General features: G+C 72.1%; 16 protein-coding genes and 5 tRNA genes. 12 read left to right on the top strand and 9 right to left on the bottom strand.

The features are described from left to right. Positions 1–113 precede the first annotated feature (113 nt). From ACZ79I_RS21325 to ACZ79I_RS21315, 3 genes are read right to left on the bottom strand one after another with little or no spacing between them, the layout of a single operon-like run. Entirely contained in the window at positions 114–1355 is a 1242-nt protein-coding gene (locus tag ACZ79I_RS21325; protein ID WP_471499084.1) for an NAD(P)/FAD-dependent oxidoreductase, read from the bottom strand. After that, positions 1352–1651, bottom strand: a complete 300-nt coding sequence (locus tag ACZ79I_RS21320) for a ferredoxin (protein ID WP_471499083.1) — start codon at positions 1649–1651, stop codon at positions 1352–1354. Before ACZ79I_RS21320 ends, ACZ79I_RS21325 begins: the two co-directional genes overlap by 4 nt. A 1-nt stretch (position 1652) precedes the next feature. Next, complete coding sequence (locus ACZ79I_RS21315) at positions 1653–2408, bottom strand: ferric reductase-like transmembrane domain-containing protein (protein WP_471499082.1); 756 nt, start codon at positions 2406–2408, stop codon at positions 1653–1655. A 158-nt stretch (positions 2409–2566) separates the two neighbouring features. Between ACZ79I_RS21315 and ACZ79I_RS21310 the strand changes: the two genes are divergently transcribed. The 3 genes from ACZ79I_RS21310 to ACZ79I_RS21300 are packed head-to-tail and all read left to right on the top strand — an operon-like array spanning position 2567 to position 5092. Then, the gene (locus tag ACZ79I_RS21310; RefSeq protein WP_471499081.1) at positions 2567–2956 is read left to right on the top strand and encodes a BlaI/MecI/CopY family transcriptional regulator; all 390 of its coding nucleotides are present in this window, start codon (positions 2567–2569) and stop codon (positions 2954–2956) included. A gap of 25 nt (positions 2957–2981) precedes the next feature. Next, positions 2982–3884 (top strand): M56 family metallopeptidase, encoded by a 903-nt coding sequence (locus ACZ79I_RS21305; RefSeq protein WP_471499080.1) that lies wholly within the window; start codon positions 2982–2984, stop codon positions 3882–3884. After that, positions 3881–5092 (top strand): MFS transporter, encoded by a 1212-nt coding sequence (locus ACZ79I_RS21300; RefSeq protein WP_471499079.1) that lies wholly within the window; start codon positions 3881–3883, stop codon positions 5090–5092. Before ACZ79I_RS21305 ends, ACZ79I_RS21300 begins: the two co-directional genes overlap by 4 nt. Before the next feature lie 399 nt (positions 5093–5491). Here the strand turns inward: ACZ79I_RS21300 and ACZ79I_RS21295 are convergent. From ACZ79I_RS21295 to ACZ79I_RS21280, 4 genes are all read right to left on the bottom strand, one after another. Further along, positions 5492–5564 (bottom strand) — tRNA-Lys (locus ACZ79I_RS21295). Between the two features lie 206 nt (positions 5565–5770). Further along, complete coding sequence (locus ACZ79I_RS21290; protein WP_471499078.1) at positions 5771–8023, bottom strand: DEAD/DEAH box helicase; 2253 nt, start codon at positions 8021–8023, stop codon at positions 5771–5773. Between the two features lie 255 nt (positions 8024–8278). Further along, a complete protein-coding gene (locus ACZ79I_RS21285; protein WP_471499077.1) occupies positions 8279–8848 on the bottom strand; it encodes a hypothetical protein in 570 nt (189 codons plus the stop codon). Between the two features lie 145 nt (positions 8849–8993). Further along, positions 8994–9344, bottom strand: a complete 351-nt coding sequence (locus tag ACZ79I_RS21280; protein ID WP_471499076.1) for a metallopeptidase family protein — start codon at positions 9342–9344, stop codon at positions 8994–8996. Between the two features lie 85 nt (positions 9345–9429). Between ACZ79I_RS21280 and ACZ79I_RS21275 the strand changes: the two genes are divergently transcribed. The 8 genes from ACZ79I_RS21275 to ACZ79I_RS21240 all read left to right on the top strand — a co-directional run bounded on the left by ACZ79I_RS21275 (position 9430) and on the right by ACZ79I_RS21240 (position 16807). Further along, positions 9430–11034: a metallophosphoesterase family protein gene (locus tag ACZ79I_RS21275; protein WP_471499075.1), complete on the top strand. Its 1605-nt coding sequence runs from the start codon at positions 9430–9432 to the stop codon at positions 11032–11034. A gap of 80 nt (positions 11035–11114) precedes the next feature. Then, positions 11115–11187 (top strand) — tRNA-Glu (locus ACZ79I_RS21270). A 37-nt stretch (positions 11188–11224) separates the two neighbouring features. Further along, a tRNA-Asp gene (locus ACZ79I_RS21265) sits at positions 11225–11299 on the top strand. 24 nt (positions 11300–11323) lie between these two features. After that, positions 11324–11397 (top strand) — tRNA-Phe (locus ACZ79I_RS21260). Positions 11398–11573: 176 nt separating this feature from the next. Further along, entirely contained in the window at positions 11574–11885 is a 312-nt protein-coding gene (locus ACZ79I_RS21255) for a hypothetical protein (protein WP_471499074.1), read from the top strand. 101 nt (positions 11886–11986) lie between these two features. Further along, positions 11987–15991: an ATP-dependent RNA helicase HrpA gene (gene hrpA / locus ACZ79I_RS21250; protein ID WP_471499073.1), complete on the top strand. Its 4005-nt coding sequence runs from the start codon at positions 11987–11989 to the stop codon at positions 15989–15991. A gap of 117 nt (positions 15992–16108) precedes the next feature. After that, positions 16109–16183: transfer RNA gene (locus ACZ79I_RS21245), tRNA-Asp, on the top strand. Positions 16184–16612: 429 nt separating this feature from the next. Beyond that, positions 16613–16807 (top strand): DUF6274 family protein, encoded by a 195-nt coding sequence (locus tag ACZ79I_RS21240; RefSeq protein WP_471499072.1) that lies wholly within the window; start codon positions 16613–16615, stop codon positions 16805–16807. Positions 16808–17292: 485 nt separating this feature from the next. Here ACZ79I_RS21240 and bldC read toward each other — a convergent pair whose 3' ends face one another. Both bldC and ACZ79I_RS21230 read right to left on the bottom strand, forming a co-directional pair. Then, positions 17293–17499, bottom strand: coding sequence for a developmental transcriptional regulator BldC (bldC, locus tag ACZ79I_RS21235; protein ID WP_003949541.1), 207 nt, complete (start codon positions 17497–17499; stop codon positions 17293–17295). Positions 17500–18042: 543 nt separating this feature from the next. Beyond that, positions 18043–18885: a DUF8083 family protein gene (locus ACZ79I_RS21230; RefSeq protein ID WP_471499071.1), complete on the bottom strand. Its 843-nt coding sequence runs from the start codon at positions 18883–18885 to the stop codon at positions 18043–18045. Between the two features lie 234 nt (positions 18886–19119). On the opposite strand from ACZ79I_RS21230, the gene ACZ79I_RS21225 reads away from it, so the two are divergent. Further along, a complete protein-coding gene (locus ACZ79I_RS21225) occupies positions 19120–20214 on the top strand; it encodes a Leu/Phe/Val dehydrogenase (RefSeq protein ID WP_471499070.1) in 1095 nt (364 codons plus the stop codon). The last annotated feature ends 127 nt before the right edge of the window (positions 20215–20341 follow it).

Here is a 20341-nt window from a genome sequence, read left to right as displayed (position 1 = left end):
CACCCGGTCCGGCGGCGGCCAGGAACCTGCCGAAAGGGCCGGCGGGGCAGCCGGGCCCCCGGGAGGGGAGGGGCGCCGGCGGCTTGCGGGGTGCGGCATCACGGGTATGACCGTCAGGCGGCGGCCCGGCGCCGCCTGCGCGCAGAAGCCGGCGGGTGGCCGATCAGGTCGCGGTAACCGAGCAGGGAGCGTGGCGAGTCGAGTGCGACCGCGCCGACCAGCACCGGGGTGCCGTCGGGTCCGGGGCGGGTGTATCCGGCGACCGTGCGGCGCTTGACGGGGTCGCCGTCGAGGATGGTCATGTCGGTGCCCAGGCCGGGCATGCCGACGGCCTGGATGCGTACGCCGTGCTGGTGGGACCAGAAGCGGGGCACCGGCGTGAACGGGGTGGCGGCCTGGGGCCCTTGGAGGAGGGCGTCGGCGGCGTGGCGGCCCATCTCGATGGCGTTGATCCAGTGCTCGACGCGGCGCGGGGTGTCGTCGAAGCGGAGGTTGGGCCAGCGGGCCACATCACCGGCGGCGACGATCCCGTCGATCGCGTACCCGTCGCCGCCCATTGCGTGGGTGGTCGGTCCGCACAGCACGCCGTCGGTCAGGTCCAGGCCGGTGTGCCACAGCCAGTCGGTGCGCGGCACCGTGCCCACACCGACCACGGCGGCGTCCGCCCGGACCCGCTCGCCGTCGTCCAGTTGCACGGTCACGCCGCGCTTGTCCTCCGACCAGCCGGAGACGCCGACGCCGAGGTGCAGCTTGACGCCGTGGTCGCGGTGCAGGTCGCCGACGGCCGCTCCCAGTGCCGGCCCCAGGGCGCGGTGCAGGAGGGTGGGGCTGACGTCGATGAGGGTGACGTCCAGGGCGCGGGTGCGGGCTGAGCAGGCGATCTCGCAGCCGATGAACCCGCCGCCGATCACCGCCACATGCCGAGCACCGGCGAGGGCGGCATCGACGTTGCGGGCGTCGGCCAGGGTGCGCAGCATCCACACCCGGTCCGAGTGCAGCGGGGCACCGGGAAGGTGGCGGGGTTCGACGCCGGAGGCGATGATCAGCCCGTCGAACGCCAGCCGCTCGTTCCCGGGCAGCAGCAGTTCCCGTCGTTCGATGTCCAGGTCCAGTGCGCGGGTGCCCGGGCGCCAGGCTGCGTCCAGCTCGGTGTACGTGGCCAGGGCCAGGTCGGGGGGCTGGCGGTCGCCGGTCAGGAGCTGCTTGGAGAGCGGGGTGCGGTTGTAGGGGCGGTGCGGCTCCTCGCCGATCATGGTGATCTCGCCGCGCCAGCCGATCTCGCGCAGCCGCTCGGCGGCGGACAGGCCGGCGAGGCCGGTGCCGACGACGGCGATCCGGTCGGTGGCCGCGCTCATCGCCCCTCCTCGGCGAGGGTGATGGCCTGCATCGGGCAGCAGCGGGCCGCCTGACGCACCGCCAGGGTCTGCGAGGCGTCAGGAGCGGTGTCGTAGCGCAGCCGGCCGTCGGGGCCGAGGTCGAAGACCTGCGAGGCTTCCTGCTGGCAGATGCCGTACAACTCGCAGTGGTTGTTGTCGACGCTGATCTTCACCGCCCGCACTGCCGCGGCGAGCGGGGCCTCAGCGGGGACGGCGATGTGCGGGCCGAAGGGGTTCACGGCCGTGTGGAAGCCGACGGCGTGGGATCCGGACACGTCACACCTCCTGCGGGGTGATGCGGGTGGCGACCGCGGTGGTCGCCGGCAGCAGCCGCAGCACGAACAGCAGGATCGGGGCGGCGGCGATGCCGAGCACGAAGATGCCGAGCAGGCCGAGCGCCTGGACCTCGGCGGAGGCGGTGATGGTGTGCAGCAGCGACAGGCCGAAGGCGGGGTAGGCGAGGTAGTGCACCAGGTGCCAGCGGCGGTAGCCGAGCCTGCGCTGGACCCAGATCGACACGGCGACCGCGAGGCCGAGTTCCAGGCCGATGATGCCGAAGGCGACCTCCGGCTCGCCGCCGTCGACGAACGGGATGACCACGTTGACGTAGGAGAAGTGCCGGCCGGTCTGGAAGGCGTAGGCGATGCCGTGGATCCAGCCGAAGGCCAGGCAGATCACCGCGAGCATCATGTGCCCGCCGTAGAGAGTCTCGCGGCGGACGCTGCGGCGGGCCCAGCCGGTGGTGGTCAGGATGCCGAAGCAGACCGCCAGCGCCATCAGCCCGTAGGAGAGGTAGCCGGCGAGGGTGGCGACATGCCGTACGCCCTGGTCGTAGGGGGTGTAGTGGCCCTCGGCGAGGGTGTCGGCGTGGGCGGCGGGCATCGCGGCCAGCGATATGGCGAGCGGCAGGGCCAGGGCGGCGGCCCGCGCCGTCCACCGGGTCGAAGCGGTCCGCGCGGTCGAAGCGGTCCGCGCGGTCGAAGCGGTCCGCGCGGTCGAAGCGGTCCGCGCGGTCGAAGCGGTCGAAGCCAAAACTGTTCTCCTTGGTGCCCGGGCGAGACGGAGTGCTTCACGGGAAGCCGGGAGCCCGCGAAGTCCTACACGCTGTGAGACTAGCCTGACTCCTACAGGATGTGCGACAAAGGACTGCCGCAGCCTCGTCACACGGGGCAGGAGAGAAGGAGCCGATCATGCCGAGCCCGCAGGACCAGCCGGCCACCGAGGCGAGCGCCAGGCGTCCGGCCGGGGCGTTGGAGGCCGAGGTCATGGCCACGCTGTGGGCCGAAGACGGGCCGATGACCGCCGCCCAGGTGCACACCGCGCTCGGAGGCGGCCTCGCCTACAAGACGGTGCTGACCGTACTCGGCCGACTGCACGCCAAGGGGCTGCTCGACCGAGAGCCCGCCGGACGCGCGCACGCCTACACCCCCAGCCGGGAAGCAGCGGAGTCGGCGGCGGAGGAGATGAACGCCGCCCTGCGCCGCACCGGCCGCCGCGCCGAGGTGCTGCAGCGCTTCGTCGGCGGCCTCGACAGTGACGAGCAGGCTGCGCTGCGGGCCCTGCTCGGTTCCGCGGACTGACCTGCCGGGAAAGGCGCTCTCGCTCGTGTACCTGACGGTCTACCTCCTGCTGCTGGCGCCCGCGGTCCTGGCCGCGGCCGGCCCCCGGCTGGCCCGACGGCTTGCGCCGGAACTCGCCGCCCGGACGCTGGCCACCACCGCCGTGATCGCGGCCGTGGCCACGGCATGGGGCCTGGTGGTGCTGGCCGCCGGTGGCCTGGGCCGCGTCGGCGAGGTCGTCGCCTACACACGCCCCGATCCGACCGCGCTCGCCGCCACCGACCCCGTCCCCCGCTCCCTGGGTGTGCCGGCCGCCGCCCTGCTCGCCTGCGGCCTGGCCCGGCTGGCCCGGGCCGCATGGCGGCGCCGTCGCGACGTGCGGGCCCTGGCCGCCCTGCGGAGCCTGCCGGCAGCGGGCGACCTGATCGTGCTGGACGACGACCACGCGGACGCCTGCGCCCTGCCCGGCCGACCGGGGCGCATCGTGGTCAGCTCCGGCATGCTGCGCGCCCTGCCTGCGGCGGAGCGCACGGTGCTGCTGGCCCACGAGCGCGCCCATGTGATCCACCGCCATCACCGCTACACCGCGCTCGGCGAGCTGGCCTGTGCCCTCAACCCCCTGCTGCGGCCGGTGCGGGACCAACTGGCCTTCGCGGTGGAACGCTGGGCGGACGAGGATGCCGCCCGGGCCGTGGCCGACCGCCCGCTCGCGGCCCGCTCCCTGGCCCGCGCCGCGCTGGCCACCGCCACTCGCCGAGGCGGTCCCGCCGCCGCGCTGGGCTACCTGCGCCACCAGGTCAGCGCCCGCGTGCGGGCCCTCCAGGGCGGCAGCCCGGAGACCCGCCGGGGCGCCGCCCTGCTCGCCGCCGCCCTGGTCGGCGTGACGGCCCTGGCGCTGGCCGACACCACCACCGCGCTCGGCCGCTTCCTGGAGATCCTGCACCCGTGACCGAACCCGCCACCGCAGCGCCTCAGTCCGGGAACCGCCCGGCGTGGCTGACCCGCAACGTCAAGGTGCTGTGCGGGGTGTCCTTCCTCCAGGACGCCGCCAGCGAACTCCTCTACCCGATCCTGCCGATCTTCCTGACCGCGGTCCTCGGCGCCCCGCCCGCCGCCGTCGGCGCCATCGAGGGCGCGGCCGAGGGCGCCGCCTCGATCACCAAGGTCGCCGCCGGACGGCTGGCCGACCGCTTCGCCCGCCGTCCCCTGATCGGCACCGGCTACGGGCTGGCCGCACTCGGCAAACTGCTCATCGCCCTCGCCACCGCCTGGCCCCTGGTCCTCGTCGCCCGCATCACCGACCGGCTGGGCAAAGGCATGCGCGGGGCACCCCGCGACGCCCTGCTCGTCGAAGACGTCCCGGGCGCCCAGCGCGGCAAGGTATTCGGACTGCACCGCGCCGCCGACACCGCCGGCGCGGTCGTCGGCCCGCTCGCGGGCCTGGCCCTGTATGAGGCACTCGACCACCACCTGCGGCCCCTGTTCTGGGTGGCGGTGATCCCGGCCATCGCCTCGGTCGCGCTGGTCGCCGCCGTCCGCGACCCACGGCACGCCCCGGACAAGGGCACCACCGGCAAAGCGGCCACCCGCGTGCCGTGGCGCACCCTGCCCCGCCCCTACTGGCGGGTGCTGGCCGTCCTGACCTGCTTCAACCTGGTCAACTTCCCCGACGCCCTGCTCCTGTTGCGCGCCCACGACCTCGGCCTGTCCACCGCCGGGGTCGTCGGGGCCTACGCCGTCTACAACCTCGCCTACGCCGCCCTCTCCTACCCGGCCGGGGCACTCTCCGACCGGCTGCCCCGCCCGCTCGTGTTCGCCGCCGGGCTGCTGTTCTTCGCCATCGGCTATCTCGGCCTCGGCCTCATCCACGCCCCCTGGGTGGTGTTCGTGGTGCTGCCGCTGTACGGCGGCTTCAACGCCTGCACCGACGGCGTCGGCAAAGCCTGGATCTCCACCCTCGTCCCTGACCGGGCGCAGGGCACCGCCCAGGGGCTCTACCAGGGCGCGATCGGCGCCGCCGTCCTCCTCGCCGGCCTGTGGGCCGGACTGGCCTGGGGTACCGACGGGCACATACCCCTGCTGGTCTCCGGCACCGCGGCGCTCGTCCTGGCTGCCGCCCTTCCCGTGCTCGGCCGCGCCGGCAGGGCCTCTCGATGACTGCCCGCGCAGCAGAGCCGAGAACGCTGCCGACCACCTCCAACCGCCCAGTGACACCTGGGAACCATTACCGAGGTGGCTGCGGAGAGCGCCGGCAGTCGTATCGACGGATTCTGACGCTCCGGCAGCCCACCATCACGCTGACCTCCGACACGTGCACGAGCCTGCTCCCTGAACTGGGCCGTGAAATCGCCGAGAAGGCGGCGAAGATGATCCCCCGGTCGCGTCCGGCAGCTGCCGAACCGTCCGCCCAAGCCGCAGCCGATCCGCAGGCCACGGACACATCCGCTCACGCATCGCTCACGCACGGGCCCGAAAACGAAGCAGCGCCCGAGCCGACCGAAGTCGGCCCGAGCGCTGCGTAGCAGGTCAGAGGGGTTAACCCCCGCCTACAGCCCGTAGGCCCTGTGGGACTCGAACCCACAACCAATGGATTAAAAGTCCACTGCTCTGCCAATTGAGCTAAGGGCCCTGGCGATGGTGCCTCCCCGAGCATAGCCGGAGGAAGGCGGGACGCCGATCGGGTATCGGTGTCCCGGCCACGCCGACGGCCGAGATCCTGCGAATGGGCCCACGCCCGGGGCGTGCCCGGCGCCCTGGCCCCCGGTTCCGCGGGGGCCACGGCGCTCGTGCCCGTGGGTGCCGTGCCGCCGGCTGAGCCGTCGGCCCGACCCCGCGTCAGCCGTTGCGCTTCCAGCGCGGCTTGTCCTCGCGGCGGCCGAACGTGCCCGTGCCGCGGTGGTCGTCACGGCGGCCGTAGGGGCGGTCGTAGGGGCGGTCGTGGGTGGCGGAGCGGAAGCCGGGGCGGTCGCCCTGGCGGTCGCGGTTGAACGGGCGGTCGCTGCCCCGGTGCCCGCCGCGCTCGTCGCGCCGCTCGAAGGGCCGCCGCTCGCCGTCACGGCGGAAACCGCCGCGGTCGTCACGCCGCTCGAACGGACGCCGCTCGCCGTCACGACGGTCACGGTCGAAGGGACGACGGTCACGATCACGGTCACGGTCGCCGCCACGGCGGAAGCCACCACGGTCGTCACGCCGCTCGAACGAACGCCCGCCACGATCGCGGTCACCGTCCCGGCGCTCGAAGCCACGGTCGCCACGGTCGCCACGGTCGCGGTCGAAGCGACGGTCCCGGTCGCGGTCACGGTCGCCGTCACGGCGGAAACCGCCACGGTCGTCACGCCGCTCGAACGAACGCCCGCCACGATCGCGGTCACCGTCCCGGCGCTCGAAGCCACGGTCGCCACGGTCGCGGTCGAAGCGACGGTCCCGGTCACGGTCACGGTCACGGTCGAAACCGCCCCGCTCGTCACGGCGCTCACGGCGCTCGTACGACCACGATCCGGCCGTGCGCTCCTCGCGCTCGCCCCGGCCGGCCCGCTCCGCCCGTCCGGCGTCCGGCGCCGTCGGCTGCTCCGGCAGGGACACCTCGGGGACCGGCGCCGCGTCCGCGGCCGGGTCCTCGTGGGCCGGTTCGACGGCGGCCGAAGCCGCCGCGAGCGCCGCCTCCGGGTCCTCGCCACGCTCCCGCGCGGCCCGCGCGGTCAACCGGTCGGCCTCACCGCGCAGTTCGGCGGCGCGCCGCGTGGCCCGCTCCAACTGCTTCGTGAGCTCGGCGACTTCACGTTCGGCCTGCTGGGCGGCGTTCCCGGCGGACTCGGCCTGCACCTCCGTCATGGAGCGGGCACCGGTGATGTCGGCGACCTCGGGGTCGAACGCGGCCCCGCCCTGGATGATGTGGCGCGAGGCGTCCACGCCCGCGTCCTCCATCAGCCGGAAGATCTGCCGCCGCTGGTGCGGCAGGGCGAGGGAGACGACCGTGCCCGTACGGCCCGCACGAGCCGTACGCCCGGCGCGGTGCAGATAGTCCTTGTGGTCCCCGGCGGGGTCCACGTTGAGCACGAGGTCGATCCCGTCGACGTGGATGCCGCGCGCCGCTACGTCGGTCGCGACGAGCACGCTGACGTAGCCCTCCTTGAAGTCGGCCAGCGTCCGGGTGCGCGCGCCCTGGGTCATGCCGCCGTGCAGCGCGTCCGCCCGCACACCGGCGTCGCGCAGCTGCTCGGCGACGCGGTCCGCGCCGAGCTGCGTGCGGACGAAGACGATGGTGCGTCCCTTGCGGGAGGCGATGGCGGCGGTGACCGGCGCCTTGTCCTTCGGCTTCACGATGAGGATGTGGTGCGACATGGTCGTCACGGCCCCCTGGGCCGCGTCCACCTCGTGGCTCACCGGCGCGTTCAGGTACCGGTCGACGAGCGTCCGGATCTCGTTCTCCATGGTGGCGGAGAAGAGCATCCGCTGGCCGCCGGCCGGGACCTGGTCGAGCAGTTCGGTGACCTCGGGCAGGAAGCCCAGGTCGGACATCTGGTCGGCCTCGTCGAGCACGGCGATCTGCACGTCCTCCAGGGAGCAGGCGCCGCGGTTGATGACGTCGCGCAGCCGGCCCGGCGTGGCGACCAGGACGTCCACCCCGCGCTCGAGGGCGTAGATCTGGTTGCCCATGGACGTGCCGCCGCAGACGACCTTCATCTTCAGCCCCAGCACGTCGCCGTAGGGCTGCAGCGCGTCCGCGACCTGCATGGCCAGCTCGCGGGTCGGCGTGAGGATCACGGCCCGCGGCCTCTTCTTCTCGGTGTGGCCGCCGGCCAGCGTGGCCAGGGCCGGCAGGCCGAAGGACAGCGTCTTGCCGGACCCGGTCCGGCCGCGGCCGAGGATGTCCTTGCCGGCCAGGGCGTCCGGGATGGTCGCGGCCTGGATCGGGAAGGGGACGGTCACACCGTTCTGTGCGAGCTTGCGGACGACGCCCTCGGGCAGTCCGAGATCGGCGAAGGTGATCTGGGGAGCGGTGTCGGCCGCCTCGGTGCCGGCCTCGGCGGCCTCGGTGGCCTCCGTGGTCTCGGTCAGGACGACGTGCTCACTACTGACGACAGACATGCGAAATGCGAACCTTCCGGAGTTCACGGCACGCGCCCAAACATCCGTGAAGTCGCAATCGACCGCCTCGATGCGGTCCGGCCACGGCAAGGGAGAGTACGCGCCACACGCGGCGCGTCTTTACCGGCGCCGGGCAAATGGGATCAAACGATCTACCACCATACGCACCCGCCCCCGCCCAGCGCAAACCGAGCCCTCCCCTCGGCGGGTGACCCCCACCACAGGACGCCCCGCGGAGGGCGCCCGGCCCGTCCGTCAGCCGGAGGCGGGACGCCGCGCCAGCCGCCGGCGGCCGCGGACCGGCTCCCCGGCCCGGGGTGCCGGCACCCGCGTGCGCAGCAGCTGCGCGGTCTGCTCATGGGCGGAGGACGACGGCTCCGCGGTCGTCGGGGGCGGCGACGAAGGATCCGGCACCTGTGTCGGCGAGGGATCCGCCGGCGTCTGCGTGGGGGTCGGCTGCTGATCCGTGGGCGCGGGCGGCGGCACCGCACCGCCGCCGCCCGTGCCGTTCTGCGCCGTCCCCTTGTCCGTCGGCCGACCCTTCCCGTCCTTGGCGCCGCGCCCGGACGCCGACGCGGACGGCGACCCGGAGCGCCCGGACTCGTCCGGCCCGGGTGAACCCCCCTTGGGCTGCGTGCCGTCCCGGTCCCCGATCCCGCGCCCGCCCATCCCCGGCGCCCCGCCCCGCGCGGCCCCGCCGTGCCGGCCCGCCGAGTGGGACGGGGAGGGGCTGCCCGCGTCGTCCCCCACGCTCATGCAGCCGACGGCCGCGGCGACGGCCATGACCGTGGCGGCCAGACGGACGGGTACGTTGCAGGCGCGCACGGGCAGCCACCTCCGATGGGGCTCTCCCGCTGGAGCGCGGCCGAGAGCTTGGGGAAGGTCCGGGAAGTCCCCCTGCCCAACTCCCGCCGTCCGTGCGAGGACACGCGCCCCGCACGGAGAACGTCAGGCGATCCGCAGACCGAGGTCACCCGTATCCGAGCGCGTGCAGCCGGGCATCGTCGATCCCGAAGTGATGCGCGATCTCGTGCACGACCGTCACCTCGGTCTCGGCCACCACGTCCTCGCGCGTCCCGCACATCCGCAGGGTCGGCCCCCGGTAGATCGTGATGCGGTCCGGCAGCACCCCCGCGTACCACTCCCCGCGGTCCGTCAGCGGGGTGCCTTCGTACAGCCCGAGCAGCTCGGGGTCGCCGGCGGGCGGTTCGTCCTCGACGAACACCGCCACGTTGTCCATCAGCCGCGTCAGCTCCGGCGGGATCCGGTCGAGCGCCTCGGCGACCAGTTCCTCGAACTCCTCGCGCGTCATCTCCAGCACAGGCCCATTGTCCTGTACGACGCCCTCGAAGGAGAGCCGCGAACCGTCCCGCATACCGAGCCCCGTACCTGGGCATAGGGGACCAATGGCCCGCGTCCCCGCCACAGCCCTGCACCGCATACGAAGGGCGCCAGGCACGTTCGCCCGGCGTTACCGATCGCTCCGCCCCCACCCGGCCGCCGAACTCGTCCCGCAGCCCCACCCCTGGCTCCGGGCCCTGGGCATGGTCGCCGTCGTGATCCTGGGCGGCTGGCTCGGCCTGCTGATCGTGGGCGACGTGCGCGTCCCGGTGGGTCCCATGAACACCACCATGACCCTGCGCCCCTCCCTCACCGGCGGCACGAAGATCAACGTGTCGCCGCTCGGCGCCCTGGAGCTGAAGAGCCACAGGGCCCCCGTCCGCCTCGACGTCAACGTCGACCAGCTCGACCCGGTCCGCGCCCAGGCCCTGGTCGACCACCCCGAGCGGATCTCCGGCCTCCAGCAGGAGATCACCCAGGACGTCGAGCACGGCACGCTGGACCTCGCCGCGCGCTCCTGTGTGGCGGTGGTCTCGGGCGCCACGGCCCTCGGACTGGCCGTCTACCGCCGCCCCCGCCGGGCCGTCGCCGCGGGCGGCCTGGCGCTCACCCTCCTCGCCGCCTCCGGAGCGACCGCGTACGCCACCTGGAACCCGAAGTCGGTCCTGGAGCCGAAGTTCTCCGGGCTGCTCTCCTCCGCCCCGTCCCTGGTCGGCAACGCGCGCAGCATCGTCACGGAATTCGACGTCTACCAGAAGGAGTTGGCACGCCTGGTGACGAACGTGACGAAGCTGTACGACGTCACGTCCACCCTCCCGGCGTACGAACCCGACCCCACGACGATCCGGGTCCTGCACGTCTCCGACATCCACCTCAACCCGGCGAGCTGGAAAATCATCGCCTCCCTGGTGCGCCAGTACGACGTCAACGTGATCGTCGACTCGGGCGACACCATGGACCACGGCACGGCGGCGGAGAACGGCTTCCTGGACCCCGTCGCGGACCTCGGAGCCCCGTACGTCTGGGTCCGCGGCAACCACGACTCCCGCACCACCCAGCGCTACCTGGAGCGCATCGGGAACGTCCGCGTCCTGGACGACGGCGGGGCGATCACGGTCGCGGGCCTGCGCTTCGCCGGGATCGGCGATCCGCAGTTCACCCCGGACCGCTCGGTCGCGCCGGGCGGCGAACGCGCGGAGGAGCTGGCGGGCGCGCGTCTGGCCTCCTCCCTGCGCGACCAGAGGGCCGCCGGGACGCCCGTCGACATCGCCGTCGCCCATGAGCCGACGGCCGCCCGCCAGACGGACGGCGAGGTACCGCTGGTCCTGGCCGGGCATCTGCACCACGAGGACATGGAGGTCATGAAGTACGGCACCCGGCTGCGCCTTGAGGGATCGACGGGCGGCAGCGGGCTGCGCGCGGTCGAGGGCAGCTACCCCGCCCCGATCGAGGCGTCGATCCTCTACCTGGACCGGGACACCCGCCGGCTCCAGGCGTGGGACGAGATCAGGCTCGGCGGGCTCGGCCGGACGACCGCGGAGGTGACCCGCCACCTGCCCGAGGAGAACCAGCCGGGCGCAAGCCCCGCCCCGGGCGCCACCGCCCCGGGCGGCGGACCCCCGACCGGCCCGGCCCGTACCCGCGCGACCCCCTCGCCGAGCACCCCGTAAACCGTTTTGGCGAACCCTCCCCCCATCCCATATGCTTCTCACGTCCCCGACGCGCTGAGAAGCGCCCAGGCGGGCCGATAGCCCTCATCGTCTAGCGGCCTAGGACGCCGCCCTTTCAAGGCGGTAGCACGGGTTCGAATCCCGTTGGGGGCACGCACAACCGTGTGCGACACTGTCGTACGCAATGCTTGGTCCTGTGGAGCAGTTTGGAGTGCTCGCCACCCTGTCAAGGTGGAGGCCGCGGGTTCAAATCCCGTCAGGACCGCTGGGGTTTCCTGTGAAGCCCCGTGGCTGGGTAGCTCAGTTGGTACGAGCGTCCGCCTGAAAAGCGGAAGGTCGCCGGTTCGACCCCGGCCCCAGCCACCGCATCGAAAGCCTCGCCCCTAGGGGACGGGGCTTTCGTCGTGATCGGGGCCCCGGACGGCCGAGCCGCGAGCCCCTCCCGCGCCCCCGGCGGCTTCCCCCGCGCCTGCTTGGCATGTCCCCTCCCAGGCGCTACGTTCTGCCCGTTCGGCGCAGTCGGGGGACACGGGGGAAGCATGGGCCAGAACGAGTCGGGCGTCGACCAGGATCTCGAACTGGAGAACACCAGGGCCCGCTACGGCCTGCTCGCGGTGATCATCAGCAATCTCGCGATCGCCGGTGTCGCGATCTTCGGCGTCTGGCGGCTGGGCGGCGACAAGTCGGTGATCGTGGGGGTGCTCACCGCCGCCTTCACCGCCGTCAGCGGCGTGACCACCGCGTACCTGGGCATCAAGGCCGTCTCCAACACCGCCAAGTCGATGGCCCGGGGGAGGACCGCGCACACCCCGGCCGCGCCCCCGGCCCCCCGGCATCCGGACGGCAGCTGAGCCGGCGCGGGACAGGGGCGGCGCGCAGCACACCCGGGGCCGAACCGCCGCGGGCAAATCGTTAGCCACGCATTTCACCGAGGTGAGATCCTGGACCGCGTATGTCTACGCATCCTGCCCCCGCTCTCGGCACCCTCGCCCCCCGCCTGACCGAGCTGTCCCTGCGCGACGCGCACCGCCTCGGCCGCAGGCTCGAAGGCGCGCGCAAGATCCGTAAGCCCGAGGCCCGGGCCGCCGTACTCGCCGAGATCGAGGCGGAGGTCGCCAAGGCCGAGGACAGGATCGCCGCGCGCACCGCCCGCGTGCCCTCCGTCACCTACCCGGAGCAGCTCCCCGTCAGCCAGAAGAGGGACGAGATCGCCGACGCCATACGCGACCACCAGGTCGTGATCGTGGCCGGCGAGACCGGCTCCGGCAAGACCACCCAGATCCCCAAGATCTGCCTGGAGCAAGGCCGCGGTGTCCGCGGCATGATCGGCCACACCCAGCCCCGCCGCATCGCCGCCCGCACCGTCGCCGAACGCGTCGCCGAGGAGCTCGACACCCCGCTCGGCGAGGCCGTCGGCTGGAAGGTCCGCTTCACCGACCAGGTGAACCAGGACGGCACCTTCATCAAGCTCATGACGGACGGCATCCTGCTCGCCGAGATCCAGACGGACCGCGAGCTGCGCGCCTACGACACGATCATCATCGACGAGGCCCACGAGCGGTCCCTCAACATCGACTTCCTGCTCGGTTACCTCGCCCAGCTGCTGCCCCGGCGCCCGGACCTCAAAGTCGTCATCACCTCGGCGACCATCGACCCGGAGCGCTTCTCACGCCACTTCGGCGACGCGCCGATCATCGAGGTCAGCGGCCGCACGTACCCGGTGGAGGTCCGCTACCGCCCCTTGCTCGAAGAGGACTCCGACGACGCCGACCGCGACCAGATCACCGCGATCACGGACGCCGTGGAGGAGCTGATGGCCGAAGGCCGGGGCGACATCCTGGTCTTCCTCTCCGGAGAGCGCGAGATCCGCGACACCGCGGACGCGCTCAGCAGGAAGCAGTACCCCCGCGCCGGAGGCGCTGACTGGCAGGGCACGGAGATCCTGCCGCTGTACGCCCGGCTCTCCCACGCCGAGCAGCACCGCGTCTTCCAGCCGCACTCGGGCCGCAGGATCGTGCTGGCCACCAACGTGGCCGAGACCTCGCTGACCGTTCCGGGCATCAAGTACGTCATCGACCCCGGCTTCGCCCGCATCTCCCGCTACAGCCACCGCACCAAGGTCCAGCGCCTGCCCATCGAGCCGGTCTCCCAGGCGAGCGCCAACCAGCGCAAGGGCCGCTGCGGCCGCACCAGCGACGGCATCTGCATCCGCCTGTACTCGGAAGAGGACTTCACCGCCCGCCCCGAGTTCACCGACGCCGAGATCCTCCGCACCAACCTCGCCTCCGTCATCCTCCAGATGACCGCGGCCGGCCTCGGCGACATCGAGAAGTTCCCCTTCATCGACCCGCCGGACCACCGCAACATCCGCGACGGCGTCCAGCTCCTGGAGGAACTGGGCGCCCTGGAACCGGCCCAGAAGGACCCCCGCAAGCGCCTGACCGACACCGGCCGCAAGCTCGCCCAGCTGCCGGTCGACCCCCGGCTCGCGCGCATGGTCCTGGAGGCGGACCGCAACGGCTGCGTCCGCGAGGTCATGGTGATCGCCGCCGCGTTGTCCATCCAGGACCCGCGTGAGCGCCCCGCCGACAAGCAGACCCAGGCCGACCAGCTGCACGCCCGCTTCAAGGACGAGTCCAGCGACTTCCTCGCCTACCTCAACCTGTGGCGCTACATCCGCGAGCAGCAGAAGGAGCGCGGCTCGTCGTCGTTCCGCCGGATGTGCAAGCAGGAGTTCCTGAACTTCCTGCGCATCCGCGAGTGGCAGGACATCTACGCGCAGCTGCGGACCGTCGCCAAGCAGATGGGCATCCACCTCAACGAGCAGGACGCCCCGGCCGACCACATCCACGTCTCACTCCTCGCCGGCCTGCTGTCGCACATCGGGATGAAGGACGTGAAGGAGTCCAAGGACTCCGGCCCCGGCGCGCGCAGGGACGGCGGCGGACGGGGCGAGTACCTCGGCGCCCGCAACGCCAAGTTCGCGATCTTCCCCGGCTCGGTCCTCTTCAAGAAGCCCCCGCGCTTCGTGATGTCCGCCGAACTCGTCGAGACCTCCCGGCTCTGGGCCCGCGTCAACGCGAAGATCGAGCCGGAGTGGGTGGAGCCCCTCGCCGGCCACCTCCTCAAGCGGACGTACAGCGAACCGCACTGGGAGAAGGACCAGGCGGCCGTGATGGCGTACGAGAAGGTCACGCTGTACGGCGTCCCGATCGTCGCCCAGCGGAAGGTGAACTACGGCCGCATCGACCCGGAGACGAGCCGCGAGCTGTTCATCCGCAACGCGCTCGTCGAGGGCGACTGGCGCACCCACCACAAGTTCTTCGCCGACAACCGCAGGCTCCTCACGGAGGTCGAGGAGCTGGAGCACCGCGCCCGGCGCCGCGACATCCTGGTCGACGACGAGACACTGTTCGACTTCTACGACCAGCGGGTGCCCGAGCACGTCGTGTCGGGTGCGCACTTCGACTCCTGGTGGAAGCACAAGCGGCACGAACAGCCCGACCACCTCGACTTCGAGCGCGAGATGCTCATCAACGAGAAGGCGGGGGCGGTCACCAAGGACGACTATCCCGACACCTGGCGCCAGGGCCGCCTCAAGTTCAAGGTCACCTACCAGTTCGAGCCGGGCGCGGACGCGGACGGCGTGACCGTCCACATCCCGCTGCAGGTCCTCAACCAGGTCACGGACGAGGGCTTCGACTGGCAGATCCCGGGCCTGCGGGAGGAAGTGGTCACCGAGCTGATCCGCTCCCTGCCCAAGCCGATCCGCCGCAACTACGTCCCGGCGCCCGACTACGCGAAGGCGTTCCTGGAGAAGTCGGTCCCCCTTCAGGAGCCGCTGACCGTGACCATGGCCCGGGAGCTGAGGCGCATGGTCGGCGTGCCGTTCGGGCCGGAGGACTTCGACTGGTCCAAGGTCCCCGACCACCTCAAGATCACCTTCCGGATCGTGGACGAACGGCGCCGCAGGCTCGCCGAGGACAAGGACATCGAGGCGCTGAAGCTCCGGCTGAAACCGAAGGCGCGCAAGGCCCTCTCGCAGGCCGCGGCGGCCACCGCCGAGCGGCGGGGCGGGGAGTCCCTGGAGCGCACGGGCCTCACGGACTGGACGATCGGCTCGCTCACCCGCGTCTTCGAGACCCGGCGCGCCGGCCAGCCGGTCAAGGCGTACCCGGCGCTCGTCGACGACGGCGACACCGTCTCCGTACGCCTCTTCGACACGGAGGAGGAGCAGGCGCAGGCGATGTGGAAGGGCACACGGCGGCTGATCCTGCGGAACATCCCGGTGAACCCGGCGAAGTTCGCGTCCGAGAAGCTGACGAACGCCCAGAAGCTCGCCCTCTCCGCGAACCCGCACGGCTCGGTCCAGGCCCTGTTCGGCGACTGCGCGACGGCGGCCGCGGACAAGCTGATCGGGGACCTGGGCGGACCGGCGTGGGACGAGGAGTCGTACCGGAAGCTGTACGACAGGGTGCGCGCGGAGATCGTCGACACGACGGTCCGCACGGTCGGGCAGGTGCAGCAGGTGCTGGCCGCGTGGCAGGCGTGCGAGCGCCGACTGAAGGCCGTACGGAGCCCGGCGCTGCTGCCGAACCTGGCGGACGTACGGGCGCAGCTTGACGCCCTCGTGAAGCCCGGCTTCGTCACGGAGGCGGGCGTACGGCGGCTGCCGGACCTGATGCGCTATCTGGTCGCCGCCGACCGCAGGCTGCAGCAGATGCCGACGAACGTCCAGCGGGACACGACGCGCATGGCGAAGGTGCACGAGATGCGGGACGAATACGCGTGGCTGCTGGAGCAGCTGCCGCAGGGACGGCCCGTTCCCGCGCCGGTGCTGGACATCCGCTGGATGATCGAGGAGCTGCGCGTCAGCTACTTCGCGCACGCGCTGGGCACCGCCTACCCGGTCTCCGACAAGCGCATCGTGAAGGCGATCGACGCCGCGGTTCCGTGACGGCCCGTTCACGCCGGGTGAGTTCGACCAGGCGCTCACCCTCCTGTACAGTCTCTTCTCGCAGCGCATCGCACGCAGTGCCGGTCATCGGGTCCGCGGGCGAGCGCGGCGACGCCAGGTCCTGTGGAGCAGTTTGGAGTGCTCGCCACCCTGTCAAGGTGGAGGCCGCGGGTTCAAATCCCGTCAGGACCGCCTCAAAGGAGCCCCTCGTCCTCGCGACGCGGGGCTTTTCGCATAAGCCGGCACCCGGCATCGAACACCACCCGGCGGCGCCGGACGGCGGCCGGGCACCGCGATCCGCTCGGCCCCTGAAGCGCAGCACACGCCTCCGGCGCTCCGGACCGGCCGAAGGCTCCGACCGGTCGGGGCCGGGCCCCCGGCGCCGCACGCCGGCACACGCGCCGCACGCCGGCACACGCGCCGGACGGCGGCGCCGGCCGTCCCGCACCCGGTGTCCCCCTGGACGCCGCCCGCACCGGCGGCCCCGTCAAGACCCCCTCGCCGGGGCGAGCCGGGGTCCGGCCCGGTGGCGTATGCGCTTCGGGGCGTCTTGACGGCGTCACATTCCGCCGGTACCCCGTAATTCAGGGCAGCGACTGTCCGGTCCCCGGGAGGTGGCGTATGGCGGCGTCCGCTCGGCATGAGACGCGTGCTCTGCTCCGTGCCCATCTGTCGGCCGCTTCCGGGTACCGCCATCTGACCCGGCGCTGTCCGGTCTGCCACCGGCTCCTGCGCCTGGCCATGGAGCCCTCCCAGCAGCCCGGCGAGGAGCGCACCGAGACGCCCTCCGTGGACGACACTCCCTCCGCCGTGTGACGTAGCAGTCCGGGAGGTTCGTACCGCCTCCGGGTGGGCACTCGTGGACGTACGTCCGCTCAACACCCGCCCCGCATCGGCGAGTTCTCATAGCAAAGGCCCCGCTCACGCAACAAGCATCCTGCGGTGTGACGGGTGTCACCACAGAAGTTTCGAAGAGTGCCCCACTTACCGCCCTCCTACAACCAGTCAATTTAATATGTGCAATTGCACCTCTGGTCCGAAGTCGCGCACAGGAGATCCGACACCCCTCCCCAGACTCCGACAAGGCCGCTCACAGACCGGCCCCCGCGCACGAACCGGGGCACAAAAAAGATCGCGCTGGACCCGGCGGAGTCCAGCGCGATCGACGACGCACCCTTGTCGTGCCTCTGATGAGCCCGGGCGAGGATCCTGTTGGGGCAGGACCCGCGTCGCATGGAGCTGTTGTCCGGACGTCGCGGCAGATTGGGGGAACCTGCCGGTGTGCCCGGCTATGCGGTTGTTCAGGCCTCGCTGCGCTGCTGCGGGATACCCGCGAGCAGGGCGCGGACCTCGGCCTCGCGATAGCGGCGGTGTCCGCCGAGGGTACGGATCGACGTGAGCTTGCCGGCCTTCGCCCACCGCGTGACCGTCTTCGGGTCGACGCGGAACATGGTGGCGACCTCAGCCGGGGTCAGCAGCGGCTCGGCATCAGGGGTGCGAGCGGTCATGAGCGGCCTCCTCGGGAGAACCGAACCTTCTCGGTTCTTTCCTCTAAATTCTGCACCTTGACCCGCGTTGCCCGAAATGGCGGACGCGAGTCGAGTCGGTTATAGGACGAACGGCTTGTCCTCGGCACTACAACTACACCATCTGTCCAGCCGCGTCGGCCAAACCGATGGAATTGCCCTCCCAGGTGTTCATCAGCGACGGAAGCCGATGGACCATGCCATAACGGACAGTCACGCCACTGTGACGATCAGTCACAGCGCGATCAGGAGGCGTCAGACCCCCCAAAGCCGGTAAATGCCGACTCTCCACCCATAGATGGATAGAGAGAGCACCTACCGGGCTCCTTGTCCTATTTTGGCACGAGGAGGGCCGTACGACGCAAGGTCCATGTAAGTGCCGTCCGTCACGCTTGACGGCATAAGCCCGGATCGAGCCCTACGTCCCCCGTAGGACCTGTGACAGGTCAACCATGGGCCAAGGGTCGTCACTTCACCATGTCACGCGGGTCACAATTCGTGCACTGGTTCGCTCGAGCCCCGGGCTCAGTTCGCCGACCGGCGGTCCCGCACGGCCCGCCAGCGCTCCACCAGCCGCCCGTAGGCCTCCCCGGCCGCCGCCCCGTCCCCCTGGCGCAGGGCCTCGATGCCCTCGGCGACGTCCGCCGCGGAATGGTCCCCGTCCAGCTCCGCGGCCGGCAGGACATGGACGAGCCCGCCGTAGTCCAGCTCGACCAGCGACCGCGGATGGAACTCCTCCAGCCAGCGCCCCACGTCCACCAGGCCGTCGATGAGCGGCCCCTCGTCGATCGTCTCCCGCAGCGTCCGCAGCGCTCGCGCGGTGCGGCGCCGCGCCTGCACCATGGGTGTGCGGTAGCTCAGCATCGGGGGAACCTCGCCGGAGCCCTTGTCATAGCGCCGTTCGGCGTCCGCGACCAGCACGAACCAGTTCAGCGGCACCTGCCAGGTCGCGGTGCGGATCCACGGGCGGGCATCCGGGTTGCCGGCGAGCCAGCGCTCGTAGTCCTGGGCGGCCTGGCGGCGCACGACGGGCGGCAGCACCGCGTCCAGGACCGGCGCCGGCAGTTCCTCCGCGAGCTCCCCCAGCGCCTGCCAGCCGCGCAGCCGGGTGCGCCAGGGGCAGACGTACAGCACCGCGTCGACCTCGGTCACGAAGGCGTCGCTGCTCTCGTGCACCGGCACCGGGACCGGCGGGGTGGGCAGCAAGTCCGCCAGGGACCGGCGCAGTTCGTCCTGGTACGAGGGGCGGTCGGGGCGCCGGGCGTAGCGCGCCCAGTGGTCGCGTTCCGGCTCGGGGAAGGCGGCCAGCGGCTCGTACACGCGCAAGTAGGACGCGTACGGGACGATCACCGAGGACACCTTGGGCACGCCTGCTCCCTCCCCATCGGACCGGACCCGAAACCCGTCCGAGCAGGGCCCGGGCGGGGTGGAAAACCACTGCAAATCGTCCCACGAACCCGCCCCGGCGTACTCCGAGGGAGGGTGTTCCCGGGCACTGCGCGGCCGGCCGGCGCGCTCACGCTCTACGCTCATGCCCACGGGACCCGCCACCCGCACGGGACCCGCCCGTCAATCGCCGCTACACCACCGGGAGTCACCACAGTGACCGACGTAACCGACGGCGTCCTGCACACCCTGTTCCGCTCGGATCAGGGAGGTCATGAGCAGGTCGTGCTCTGCCAGGACCGGGCCAGTGGCCTCAAGGCCGTCATCGCGATCCACTCCACCGCCCTGGGCCCCGCCCTCGGCGGTACGCGCTTCTACCCGTACGCGACCGAGGAGGCGGCCGTCGCCGACGCGCTGAACCTCGCGCGCGGGATGTCGTACAAGAACGCCATGGCCGGGCTCGACCACGGCGGCGGCAAGGCCGTGATCATCGGTGACCCCGAGCGGATCAAGACCGAGGAGCTGCTGCTGGCGTACGGCCGCTGCGTGGCCTCGCTGGGCGGGCGCTACGTCACCGCGTGCGACGTCGGCACCTATGTGGCCGACATGGACGTCGTGGCGCGGGTGTGCCCCTGGACCACCGGCCGTTCGCCGGAGAACGGCGGCGCGGGCGACTCCTCCGTCCTGACCGCGTTCGGCGTCTTCCAGGGCATGCGGGCCTCGGCCCAGCACCTGTGGGGCGACCCGACCCTGCGCGGCCGCACGGTCGGCGTCGCGGGCGTCGGCAAGGTCGGGCACTACCTGGTCGAGCACCTGCTGGAGGACGGTGCCCGGGTCGTGATCACGGATGTGCGGCCGGACGCCGTGCGCCGGGTCACCGACGCGCACCCCGAGGTCGCCGTGGCCGCCGACACCGACGCCCTGATCCGGGGCGGCCATCCCCTCGGGGCGCTGGACATCTACGCCCCGTGCGCGCTGGGCGGGGCGCTGAACGACGACTCCGTACCGGTGCTGACGGCCTCGGTCGTGTGCGGCGCGGCCAACAACCAGCTCGCGCACCCGGGCGTGGAGAAGGACCTCGCCGACCGCGGGATCCTGTACGCGCCGGACTACGTCGTCAACGCGGGCGGCGTCATCCAGGTCGCCGACGAGCTGCACGGCTTCGACTTCGAGCGCTGCAAGGCGAAGGCGGCGAAGATCTTCGACACCACGCTGGCCATATTCGCACGTGCGAAGGAGGACGGTATTCCGCCGGCCGCCGCGGCCGACCGGATCGCCGAACAGCGGATGGCGGAGGCACGCGGACGCTGATCCTCCCGGCCCGGCCCCCCGGGTTTGACCGGTACCCGCCGATGGGCAGTTAGAGAGAACTCTCACTCTTATCGGCGGGTCGTCCGCCAATAAGTGGTTAAAATCGGCCGTGACCAGCGAGGACAGG

This window comes from Streptomyces sp. PSU-S4-23, from assembly GCF_055632315.1.
The sequence above is the reverse complement of the archived record's forward strand: the minus strand, read 5'-3'. Positions and strand labels throughout refer to the sequence as shown.

What these genes read in the sequence shown, in the direction of transcription:
- ACZ79I_RS21325 (WP_471499084.1), bottom strand. Translation starts at nt 1,355, where the DNA reads ATGAGCGCGGCCACCGACCGGATCGCCGTCGTCGGCACCGGCCTCGCC.
- ACZ79I_RS21310 (WP_471499081.1), top strand. Translation starts at nt 2,567, where the DNA reads ATGCCGAGCCCGCAGGACCAGCCGGCCACCGAGGCGAGCGCCAGGCGT.
- ACZ79I_RS21290 (WP_471499078.1), bottom strand. Translation starts at nt 8,023, where the DNA reads ATGTCTGTCGTCAGTAGTGAGCACGTCGTCCTGACCGAGACCACGGAG.
- ACZ79I_RS21275 (WP_471499075.1), top strand. Translation starts at nt 9,430, where the DNA reads ATGGCCCGCGTCCCCGCCACAGCCCTGCACCGCATACGAAGGGCGCCA.
- ACZ79I_RS21255 (WP_471499074.1), top strand. Translation starts at nt 11,574, where the DNA reads ATGGGCCAGAACGAGTCGGGCGTCGACCAGGATCTCGAACTGGAGAAC.
- hrpA (WP_471499073.1), top strand. Translation starts at nt 11,987, where the DNA reads ATGTCTACGCATCCTGCCCCCGCTCTCGGCACCCTCGCCCCCCGCCTG.
- ACZ79I_RS21240 (WP_471499072.1), top strand. Translation starts at nt 16,613, where the DNA reads ATGGCGGCGTCCGCTCGGCATGAGACGCGTGCTCTGCTCCGTGCCCAT.
- bldC (WP_003949541.1), bottom strand. Translation starts at nt 17,499, where the DNA reads ATGACCGCTCGCACCCCTGATGCCGAGCCGCTGCTGACCCCGGCTGAG.